The organism is Sulfurimonas sp., assembly GCF_016744025.1.
GTDB lineage: Bacteria > Campylobacterota > Campylobacteria > Campylobacterales > Sulfurimonadaceae > Sulfurimonas.
Window position 1 is genome coordinate 36,337 of sequence record NZ_JADGFC010000008.1, and the last position, 11,233, is coordinate 47,569.

10 protein-coding genes and 1 tRNA gene are annotated in these 11,233 nt (G+C 31.5%); 9 read left to right on the plus strand and 2 right to left on the minus strand.

From position 1 onward, the window contains the following. The 3 genes from lptD to QZZ48_RS02640 all read left to right on the plus strand — a co-directional run. Nucleotides 1–1,456 (plus strand): LPS assembly protein LptD (gene lptD, locus QZZ48_RS02630; RefSeq protein ID WP_294961655.1); only part of this gene is annotated, 1,456 nt, incomplete at its 5' end. Between the two features lie 4 nt (nt 1,457–1,460). Beyond that, nucleotides 1,461–2,123 carry a phosphoribosyltransferase family protein gene (locus QZZ48_RS02635; protein WP_294961658.1) on the plus strand — a complete coding sequence of 221 codons (663 nt, stop codon included), beginning with the start codon at nt 1,461–1,463 and terminating at the stop codon, nt 2,121–2,123. Further along, the gene (locus QZZ48_RS02640; RefSeq protein WP_294961661.1) at nt 2,113–4,296 is read left to right on the plus strand and encodes a polyribonucleotide nucleotidyltransferase; all 2,184 of its coding nucleotides are present in this window, start codon (nt 2,113–2,115) and stop codon (nt 4,294–4,296) included. Before QZZ48_RS02635 ends, QZZ48_RS02640 begins: the two co-directional genes overlap by 11 nt. A 32-nt stretch (nt 4,297–4,328) precedes the next feature. Here QZZ48_RS02640 and ribA read toward each other — a convergent pair whose 3' ends face one another. Beyond that, the gene (gene ribA / locus QZZ48_RS02645; RefSeq protein WP_294961664.1) at nt 4,329–4,907 is read right to left on the minus strand and encodes a GTP cyclohydrolase II; all 579 of its coding nucleotides are present in this window, start codon (nt 4,905–4,907) and stop codon (nt 4,329–4,331) included. Next, nucleotides 4,895–5,260, minus strand: coding sequence for a transcriptional repressor (locus QZZ48_RS02650; protein ID WP_294961666.1), 366 nt, complete (start codon nt 5,258–5,260; stop codon nt 4,895–4,897). The genes ribA and QZZ48_RS02650 overlap by 13 nt, the downstream gene beginning before the upstream one ends. A gap of 213 nt (nt 5,261–5,473) precedes the next feature. Here QZZ48_RS02650 and QZZ48_RS02655 point away from each other — a divergent pair, with 213 nt between their 5' ends. The 6 genes from QZZ48_RS02655 (at nt 5,474) to QZZ48_RS02680 (ending at nt 10,023) form a co-directional block, all read left to right on the plus strand. Then, complete coding sequence (locus tag QZZ48_RS02655) at nt 5,474–6,244, plus strand: zinc ABC transporter substrate-binding protein (protein ID WP_294961668.1); 771 nt, start codon at nt 5,474–5,476, stop codon at nt 6,242–6,244. Beyond that, nucleotides 6,231–6,992 carry an ABC transporter ATP-binding protein gene (locus QZZ48_RS02660; RefSeq protein ID WP_294961670.1) on the plus strand — a complete coding sequence of 254 codons (762 nt, stop codon included), beginning with the start codon at nt 6,231–6,233 and terminating at the stop codon, nt 6,990–6,992. The genes QZZ48_RS02655 and QZZ48_RS02660 overlap by 14 nt, the downstream gene beginning before the upstream one ends. After that, nucleotides 6,986–7,786, plus strand: coding sequence for a metal ABC transporter permease (locus QZZ48_RS02665; RefSeq protein ID WP_294961672.1), 801 nt, complete (start codon nt 6,986–6,988; stop codon nt 7,784–7,786). The genes QZZ48_RS02660 and QZZ48_RS02665 overlap by 7 nt, the downstream gene beginning before the upstream one ends. Beyond that, nucleotides 7,783–9,201, plus strand: a complete 1,419-nt coding sequence (locus QZZ48_RS02670; protein WP_294961673.1) for a DUF1007 family protein — start codon at nt 7,783–7,785, stop codon at nt 9,199–9,201. The genes QZZ48_RS02665 and QZZ48_RS02670 overlap by 4 nt, the downstream gene beginning before the upstream one ends. A 150-nt stretch (nt 9,202–9,351) precedes the next feature. Next, complete coding sequence (locus QZZ48_RS02675) at nt 9,352–9,666, plus strand: F0F1 ATP synthase subunit C (RefSeq protein WP_294961676.1); 315 nt, start codon at nt 9,352–9,354, stop codon at nt 9,664–9,666. Nucleotides 9,667–9,938: 272 nt separating this feature from the next. Then, nucleotides 9,939–10,023: transfer RNA gene (locus QZZ48_RS02680), tRNA-Leu, on the plus strand. Nucleotides 10,024–11,233 lie beyond the last annotated feature (1,210 nt).

Consider the following 11,233-nt stretch of genomic DNA (forward strand, 5'->3'; position numbering starts at 1 on the left):
TAGGTTTGTTGATTCTAATATATCTAAGGGTGAATTTACAACAGGGTATTTTAAAGAAAATAGTAGTTATTTCACTTCTAATAGTTTAGAAAATGACACACATTATGGATTTAATTTTGCTTATGATAATAGTAATATAATTAATCAATGGTTAGGAACTAACCTTGAAGGCCAATCCGGTCTCTACATGGATCTTAATAATTTAAATGATGTTGAGTACATAAATCTATCATCAATAACTACTTCTGATAATGTAACAACAAGTCAGGTGACATCAAAAATAAATCTTTTTTACAATACTGAGAATAACTACTTTGCATCATATTTTAAGTATTATAAAGATTTAACAGCAGATGATAATGACGAAACTCTTCAAGAATTGCCAATTCTACATTATCATAGATATTTGGAGACATTTCTTGATGATCATTTACTATATAACCTTGAAGTACAGAGTAATAATATGTATAGAGAAGTTGGTAAACATGTAACTCAAACAGATGCTACAATTCCTCTGACACTCCAAAACAGTTTTTTTGATGAATACTTAAATATTTCATATAAATCTAATTTTTATGGACAATACTCAAAATTTAGCGGTTCAGAAGAAACGTCTAGTGGCGATTATAACAATGGATATATTGCAAGAAACTATCATGTCCTAGCTGCGTCTACTCAGTTGAGCCGAGCATTTGAAAATTACACACATACTATAGATCTTAGTTCAACATATACCTTCGCTGGTGAAGAATCAACTAGTGGATATTATAAAGACTATGAATCTTATTGTTCCGATTCAGATAATGAAGATGAAGATGTATGTGATTTCTATGAGATTTCAGAAATAGAAGAAGAACAAGAATTTAGCTTTTCTCAATACTTATATGATTCAAATGGAACACAGATTTTTTATCATAAACTAGCTCAAACAATATCATACGAAGGCTCAGAAAACACTTTAAGTGAACTCGAAAACGAGTTAGACTATCAGATAACAAAAGATATAAAATTTTATAATAATATGTTTTTTAATTATGATGAAAACGAATTTTCTAGTATTAGTAATACACTAAGTTATACCGGAAGTGGACCTAATCTCTCTTTATCACATATTTATGAAGATACTTTTTCTAGTTCTACTTCAAATACAAGTTATATTACATCAACTGCTAGTTATACTTATGACAGTCATTATTCATATAGTGCAACATATAACTACGATATAGAAACTAGTCTGAAAAAAAGTGTTAGTGTAGGTTTTCTTTATAAAAAAAGATGTTGGGATTTTGGTCTTAAATATCTTGAAAATAATAGTCCTACGTCAACCACAAGTGGTACGACTTCTTCATATGATAGATATATATATTTTACAATAAACTTGAAACCATTAATGAGTTCAAGTAGTGATGATTCACTGCTTGAATATGAATTACCTGAGACTACGCAAGGACTCTAATGTAATGAAAAAATATAAACACATACTTAAAAATAGAGAAGATGTAGCTAATAAGTTGGCTGATATTGTACCTATGCAAAGACTCAAAGATGAGTCTTGGAAGATGGTGGCTGTTTCAAAAGGGGGACTTGAACTTGCATATATGTTGAGAAAAAAACTTCCAAACACTTTGGATTTTCTTTTTTCAGAATCTATCATGGCTCCTAACAATGAAGAGTGTGAAGTTGCAAGAGTAAGTGAAAGAGAAGAAATAGTTATAAATGAGCAGTTAGTAAGTACTTTTGGGATTAAATACGATTATATTTATGGTGAAGCTCATAGAAAGCATGAAGAACAAATTTTATGTTATATATATCAATATAGAAAGGGAAGACCTTTTTCTTCTATGAAAGATGAAGTAGTGCTTTTAATAGATGAGGGAAGTGAAACAGGACTTAAGTTTATGACTGCTTTAAAAACAATTTTGGCAATGAAACCAAAAGCAGTCTATATTGCAGTTGCGGTTCTACCTAGTGATACACTAGATTTACTAGAGCCATTTGCTGATGATATATTTTTCATTCATGATATAGACGATTACGTAGAAACTTCGCTTTATTACGAAGAACTAGAAGAAGTCAAAGAAGAAAAATTAGAAAAATACCTAGGAGAAAAAAATGAAATATGATGTTAATTTAGAGTTTGAAAATAGAGTAGAAGAATACTCATTTGGTGATGTAGCAAAGCAAGCAAATGGTTCTGCATGGTTGAAATCAGGCGATAGTGTAATACTAGCAACAGTTGTAATAGATGAAACAGAAATAGTTAAAGATGATTTTTTACCTTTAACAGTTCAGTATATTGAAAAATCATATGCAGCAGGCAAAATACCTGGTGGATTTTTTAAGCGTGAAACTAAACCAAGTGATTTTGAAACTTTAACATCTCGTATTATTGACCGTTCTCTTCGTCCACTTTTTCCTAAAGGTTTTGGACACCCGACACAAATAACTATTATGGTTTTTAGTGCAGGCTCAGATTCAGATCTACAAGTTTTAGCTCTAAATGCGGCTTCTGCTGCGCTTTACACATCAAATATAGATATTAACACTTCTGTATCTGCTGTAAGAGCTGCTAAGGTTGATGGAGAATTAGTTTTAAATCCAACACTTACACAATTAAAAGATTCTACTTTAGACCTTTACCTTTCAGGAACTAAATCTGAGCTTCTTATGATTGAGATGCGTTCATTTGGCTCTAATGAAGTTCAAGTAGAAGAAAACTTTATTATTGATCCAATGATTGATCCTACTCTTAGTGCTCCAAGTATTTTAGTTCATAAATCTAATGCTATTTGTGAAGATGATTTAATTAGTGTTTTTGAAAAAACACAATTAGCATTATTTGCTACGAATGCTAAGTTTGAAGAAGCATTTGCAGATCATAAACAAGAAACAGTTGCAATAGAGTGTAAGGCTCATGCAATAAATGATGAGATGGTTAAGTATGTAAGAGATAATCATATGTCAGATATCGCATCTGCTATGAATCAAATGGCAAAATCAGAGCGTTCAACTGCTCTTAGACAATTAAGAAAAAATATTATTACTACTAAAGTAGAGTGGGCAAATGTTGAAGTAGAACTTGAACTTAAAGACGCAATTGAAAAAGTAAAAAAAGAACAAGTTAGATCTCAAATATTAAACGAAAGAGTTCGTGCTGATGGTAGAGCTTTAACAGAAGTTAGACCTATATCTATTAGTACTAATGTTCTTCCAAAAGCTCACTCTTCATGTCTATTTACAAGAGGTCAAACTCAGGCTTTAGTTGTTTTAACTATGGGTGGACCAAAAGATGCACAGATGTTTGAGTCTCTTACAGATAGTGGAACTCAAAATGAAAACTTTATGGTTCATTATAACTTTCCAGGTTTTAGTGTTGGTGAAGCTTCTCCTATACTAGGTACAAAAAGACGAGAATTAGGTCATGGTAACTTAGCAAAAAGAGCATTGGAACCAGTTGTTGATTTAAACGGTGACACTGTTCGTCTTGTTTCTGAAATATTAGAATCAAATGGCTCATCTTCTATGGCTACTGTTTGTGGTGGTTATATGGCTTTAAGAGCTGCTGATATAGAGACAAGTGATACAGTTGCTGGAATTGCTATGGGTATGGTTTCAGATGGTGATAAGTATGCGATTCTTTCAGATATTATGGGATTAGAAGATCATGATGGAGATATAGACTTTAAAGTAACTGGTTCAAAAGATGGTATTACTGCTATGCAGATGGATATCAAACTAGGTGGAATTTCTTTAGATATTCTAAAAGAGGCACTTTACCAAGCTAAAGAGGGTAGAAGTCATATTATTGATATTATGATAGATGCAGAGCAAAAGATAGAATTTAATGATGGTGTTCTTCCAAGTACAGACTTTTTTCATATTGATCCAGGTGTAATCGGTGAAGTTATCGGTCAAGCTGGTAAAGTTATCCGTGAAATTATAGAGAAATTTGAAGTTGCAATTGACATAGATAAAAAAGATGGAAAAGTAAAAGTAACTGGTAAAAATAAAACTGGTGTATCTGGAGCTAGAGAACATATTGAGGGTATTGCAAATGCACCTAAAGTTGAAAAGATTAAGTACCAAGTTGGAGATAAGCACGAAGGAACTGTTAAGAAAATAGTAGACTTTGGTGCATTTATCGGTCTACCAGATGGTACAGATGGACTTTTACACATTTCTAAGATATCAGATCAAAGAGTAGAAAAAGTTTCTGATGTTGTTAGTGAAGGTGATAAAATCATGGTAGAGATTTTAGAATTTAAAGGCAACAAAATTTCTTTAGGTCGTGCATAAGCACTACCTAAAGATTTAGATGATGGGCACTCTTATAAAAGATGTCCCATCTGATTTTTCTTAGTATTTAGATAATCTTTATTATGCTCACCAACAGCAGTTATTGCTGATATTCTTTTAGTAATATTAACCCCTAAATCTTTTACAAAATCTATCTTTTGAGGATTGTTTGTGATTAACTTTATATTTTTAAGTTTTAAGTCATCAAATATTTCTTTTACGATTGAGTAGTCTCTATCATCTTCACCAAATCCAAGTTCTAAGTTAGCCTCAATAGTATCTCTACCATTATCTTGAAGAACATATGCATTTACCTTGTTTAAGAGACCAATGTTTCGTCCTTCTTGTCTATGATAAATTATCAAACCACCTTCTTTTGCCATAAATTTTAAAGCTAAACTCAATTGATTTTGACAATCACACTTTAGGCTACCAAAAGTATCACCAGTTAAACACTCCGAGTGAATTCTAACGTAAGGATTTTTTAGTTTTTCAAAGTTTTCACTCATTAGAACAAGATGTTCTTGAGTATCTTGTTTATAAACTTTTATGCTAAATTTTCCATATTTAGTAGGTAAATTTGCAGTTTTAGATTTTTCTATGTGTTGCATATTTTACAAATTCCTTTATAGATTACATCTTTAATTATATAACCATCCATATATGTATTATTAGTTGTCTTCATACACTCTATGTTATTGCAAAGATTACATATAAAATGAGAATGAGGTTTCTTTTGAATTTCATAATATCTTTTTTTATCATTTGATTCAAAACAATTAATAATGGACTCATCCTCAAATCTAGAAATATTTCTATAAAATGTGGCTTTATCCATACTAAGCTCACTTTTTAACTCTTCATATGAAAGAGGTTTATGAGCAGTAGAAAATATTTCTAATAACTCTTTTCTAGCTGTTGTTAATTTTAATTTTTTATCTGATAGTAGTTCTTTTATTTGCATGGCAGAATATTAGCATCTAGCATCTTTAGATAATCTTATAATGCGACTAAGTTGCATTTAAGAGCAAGAAAAGTACAATTTCGTAAATTAAATAAGGATATTTAAGATGAAAAAGATTTTATTTACGTTGCTAAGTTTATTTAGCATAACAGTTTATGCAAAGCCTATAGTAATAGTCAGCATACTACCTCAAGAGACTTTTGTGCAAAAGATATGGTTGATATTACTTTGATGGTAAAACCTGGAAATTCACCTCATTCATATGAGCCAAAGCCATCTCAGATGATTTCTATATCAAATGCTGATATATATTTTTCTATTGATGTAGAGTTTGAAAATGTTTGGTTAGATAGATTTAAATCGCAAAATAAAAATCTTAAAGTTGTCAATATCAGTGAAGGAATTACAACAATAGCTATGAGAGGACATCATCATCATGAAGAAGAACATCATGATGATGATGAAGCTAATCACGAAGAGGAAGAACATGAAGAGCATGAAGGTCTTGATCCACACACATGGACATCTCCTAAAAATGTAAAGATTATGGCTGAAAATATTTACAAAACTCTAGTAGAGATTGACCCTAAAAATAAAGAGTTTTATAAATCTAATCTAGAAACTTTTATAAAAGAAATTGAAAATACAGATGCAAAGATAAGAGATGTATTAAAAGATATCAAAGCTAAAGATAAATTTATGGTCTTTCATCCATCTTGGGGATACTTCGCAAATGAGTATAATCTTGTGCAGTTCGCTGTAGAGGTTGAAGGTAAAAAACCAAAACCTAAAGAGATGATTATGATTATAGATGAGGCAATTGAAGAAAATGTAAAAGTTATTTTTACTCAACCAGAGTTTTCAGATAAAAGTGCAAAAATAATAGCAAAAGAGGCCAAGGTCTCTGTGAGAAAAATATCTCCATTAAACCCAAACTGGTCTGATAATTTAATAAATATGGCAAAAGCAATTGCAAATAAATAAAGACTCAAACTTAGCTCTTATAGATATTAATAACCTCTCTTTTTCTTATGATAAAGAGTTGGTTTTACAAGATATAAATTTAAAAATATTTGACAAAGATTTTTTAGTAATTATTGGTCCAAATGGTGGTGGAAAAAGCACACTCATGAAATTAATATTAGGTATTAATAAAGCGAATAAAGATTCTATAAAATTTTCAAACCAAACATTAGATTCTAAGCTTGAAGAGATTGCTTATGTCCCTCAAAATACAAATGTAAATATAAACTTTCCTATTAAAGCAATTGAAGTAATAATGATGGGAAACACTAATCATAAAATGCCATTTTTTGGGTATAAAAAAGAAGAATTGAATTATGCTCTAAAGATACTAAAACAAGTTGGAATGGAGGAGTTCGCAGATGCTAAAATAGGTTCACTCTCCGGTGGTCAACGTCAAAGAGTTATGATTGCTAGAGCACTATACTCTAAACCTAAAGTTCTACTTTTAGATGAACCAACTTCTAATATAGATGCAGATGGACAAAAGGCAATTTATGAGTTGTTAAAAGAGTTAAACAAAGAGGTGACAATAATAGTAATAAGTCATGATTTATCTATCATCCTTGAGTATGCAACAAAGGTAGCCCATGTAAATAAAAAACTTTCATATCATGATATAAGTATTATGAAAAAAGAGTTTACTTCTTTGGATGGACATATATGTGAAGTTGAACTTTTACAGATGCTAGGAAAGAATAGATGCTAGAAGCTATTAATTATGAATTTATGCAAAACGCACTTATAGCCGGAGTACTTGTTAGTTTTATATCAGGAGTAATTGGTTCACTTATAGTGGTAAATAGAATGGTTTTTTTAGCTGGTGGAATTGCACATGCAGCATATGGTGGCATTGGTATTGCTATATATGGTGGATTTTCTATTTTCTTAGGAACTACAGTTTTTGCAATTATTGCTGCTTTATTTATGGCTTTTATTACAATTAAGCAACGCGAAAAAATAGATATTTTCATTGGACTTATATGGGCTGTAGGAATGGCAATCGGGATTATTTTAGTTGATTTAACTCCTGGCTATAATGTAGATATGATGAGTTATCTATTTGGCTCAATCTTAGCAGTAAACAATGAAGACCTCTATTATATGGGTGGGCTTTTTATTCTTATAAGTTTTGCAGTCAATTTTTGGTATCGAGATATTCTTGCTGTATCTTATGATAGTGAGTATGCGTCACTTTGTGGCATTAATGTGAAGTTTTTTTATACTCTTATATTGGTTTTATCAGCACTTACTGTTGTTATTGCCATTAAAGTTGTGGGGCTTATCTTAGTTATAGCCTTACTAACTATTCCTATATATATTGCGCAAGGTATATCTTCTTCACTTTACTCTATGATGCTTGCATCTGGCTTGATTGCAACATTTTTTACTATAATAGGGTTGTGGATATCCTATAGTTTCAATCTTACATCAGGTGCATGTATTATCCTTGTATCTGCTTTTTCACTGATAATTTTTATGATAGGAGCAAAATTAAAATGAAAAAATTAATTATTGTGTATTTCTTTGTTCTTCAAACTTTTCTATATGCTTGCGCAACATGTACACTTATGATTCCAACTGCCCATGTGAATTTAGACTTAATAGTAAAAGATAAGAAACTTACTAATATTCATGTAAAATGGAAATTTTCTGATTTATATTCAGATGAAATGCTCAAACAATATGATAAAAATCAAAATGATAAACTAGATAAAAATGAATTAAATGTTATTTTGCAAGCTATGAATGATTATCTTATTCCAAAAGATATGCTCACAAAGGTTCAATATGCAAACTATGAAGATTCAAGAAGCACAACAATAAAACCAGAGTATAAAAACTTTGATATTAAAGTGATTGAAAATATTTTAGTGTTTACATATGATTCATATTTAGATTTAGAGATAAAAGAGAAGATGATGTTGTCTTTTTTATATGAAGATGATGAGTCATTTTTTAGCTTTATAACTTCATCTGTGACTGTAGATGCAAAAGAAGAGCTATACCATGAAACAAATCTTTATCTTTTTACTGCATCTATGTTCTTTAGTTACTCTCCATTAGATGTTATACAAAAAGAGGTGAAGGAAGTAGAAGAAAAAATAAAAGTAACACAAGTAAAAAAAGTAGAAGAAATCAAAACAGAATCTATGCAAGAAAATCTACTAAAGAAAAGTATAAATAAAATAAAGTCTCTTTTTGAATCTATAAAGGATGAAAAAAATCCCTTAACTTATATGTTTTTATTATTCTTTGCATATTTATATGGAGCTATCCATGCTTTAGGACCAGGTCATGGTAAAACACTTGTTGGAAGTTACTTTTTATCAAATGATCGCTCATACTCTAAAGCATTTTTTATATCATTAGCCATAGGAGTTGTTCATACATTTTCAGCTTTTTTGCTAACTCTAGTAATTTACTATGTAGTAGATACATTCTTAGCTAAGTTTTTAGATGAAAGTATATACTACACAACAAAGATATCAGCACTAGTTATTATAAGTATTGCTCTTTATCTTTTATATAAAAAATACAAGGCTTATAAAATAATCCAAAACACACCAAAGTATAGCTTTAGTGCAAATCCTCATGCTCAAACTTGTGCTTGTAATTCATGTAAGGTAGATGACAACTCAACGGATATGGCCCTCATAATTTCTGCTGGAATTATTCCATGTCCTGGGACAATAACTATTTTTATCTTTTCACTTTCACTTGGACTTTACTATGCTGGATTTTTATCTGCGTTTGTTATGAGTTTGGGAATGAGTACAGTAATATTTATATCTGCGCTAATAAGCGTTGCTATTCGTAAAAAAACTTCAAACTACAATACAAATATAAAAAAATATTTGGAATATGCAAGTTTAGGCATTATCTTACTCTTAGGTTTGTTTTTATTGATTACATAATACTTTGTTTAAACTCACTTTTATTACTTATTGAGTATAATTCGCTCATCAATTTTTAGTAGGGAAATCTGGGCATTTATGTTTAGGTTGCGCCATTTCGATGTCGTTACGCTATCCGAAAGATATTGTAATAATTTTAAGGAAATATTTATGAAAAAAGTTCTATTTTTAATGCTAGCTCTTGCTACTGCTGCTATGGCTGCTGACGGTGACGTTGCTAACCAAACTCTTAAAGCTTACTCAATGATCGCTGCTGGTCTTGGTCTTGGTCTTGCTGCTCTTGGTGGAGCTATCGGTATGGGTCACACTGCTGCTGCAACAATTGCTGGTACTGCACGTAACCCAGGTTTAGGTGCTAAACTAATGACTACAATGTTTATTGCTCTTGCAATGATTGAAGCACAAGTTATTTATGCACTAGTAATTGCTCTTATCGCACTTTACGCTAACCCATACTTAGGTTAGTCTTAGACTAAACCAAAGTATACCTCAGGCCTAGTTCGTTTTTACGAGCTAGGCTTTTTTTTTCTATTTTTTATGCGATCGTGGTGGAACGGTAGACACGCAGGCTTGAGGGGCTTGTGCCTAACGGTGTGAGGGTTCAAATCCCTAACAACTAAGTTTCTTTAAAGTCCTTAATATAGGGTTTTAAAGAGGCTCTATTTTTATGTTATTTAGTTGTGTACAACAGATATACAACACATATATAACATTGAAATTTAACTCTATTTCTATATGCGGATATGGTGGAATTGGTAGACACGCCAGAATGAGGTTCTGGTGAGGTAACTCGTGGAGGTTCAAGTCCTCTTATCCGCACCACACACAATAAAAAATCACTCAAAACATCGTAAACTACGAGCTTTATAAGCCTCTTTAAGTTTCAGAAAAAACTACTTTAGTCACCTATTAGTCACCAAACACAAAAAACCTCTCAAAATCTTCAAAAAAAAATCAACTCATTTAAGTTTAAAACACACTATCTTATTTTTTACTAGCGTCAACTTCTGCCAAGTTCTTTCTAGTGTATTCATGCATACTCAATATTTACTCCATATGGATACAGCATTCCAGCCACGACTTTTTTATATAATTACCCTGTTCAAATTATTCAACGGGGTACCAAGTGTTTTCGCATTCCCAAGCAACATTTTAAGTTGTGGAGAGCCTCTCGGCTTCCCGTTGAGTAATTCAACTGGGGCACTTGGTACCTGTTTCCTCTCTCAATCAAATCACACTGTTAAAATAAAAATGAAAGGCGTATCATCAAGCGTCTGGTGAAGTAAATATTCTGTTTGTAAGCTATCATAGTTAAAGTAATCAAAGCAGTACCCAATTATTGAAAAAAAAGTAGAAATTGATGCAGTTGCGGCTGGCTCTTACATGGAAACAAAACAGGAGATCGACTACATGCAGATATATATAAGCAAGAGGTACTTGGTTATAGTTGGGCGCTGTGGTAGATACTATGCTCTCTACACCTTCTTATACTGACCTAAATCTTAAACTATCACATATAGACATGGAACAAGCTGTACAGCACAACCGACAGCTGATGGTATACTCACGCTGAGCATGAAAAAGGCGAAGAGACTGATAGACCGACCGATCGATCGAAACGACGGAACTATAACATATATTTTAATCTATATTAGAAACGTAACAGGGGAGGTCTGCCCAATTTTTGGGCGATTTTTTAGCCCCAACTACAGTCTCTTTCTCCCTCCTCACTCCAGAATTAACTTTTATATAAAGAGTATATAAGATTCTAACTCCCTCATATAAAAAAGGCGGCAAGGTTGCTCAATTAATGCCAAATTATTTGGAGACACAAGAGTGGCTAAAATGGTAGTGAGTTGGATTTTTAACATCAATTGCCAGCGTTAATGCTGGCAAAATGGAGGATTTAAAGGGTGTTGTTAGTTATGTTTTGAGACTTAATTAAAAAAACGGGGGTTTAAAAACTCGCTTTTTTTGATAATTGACCAAATAATAATCTACTAAATTTAACTTCAAGCTTTTACTCAAACCT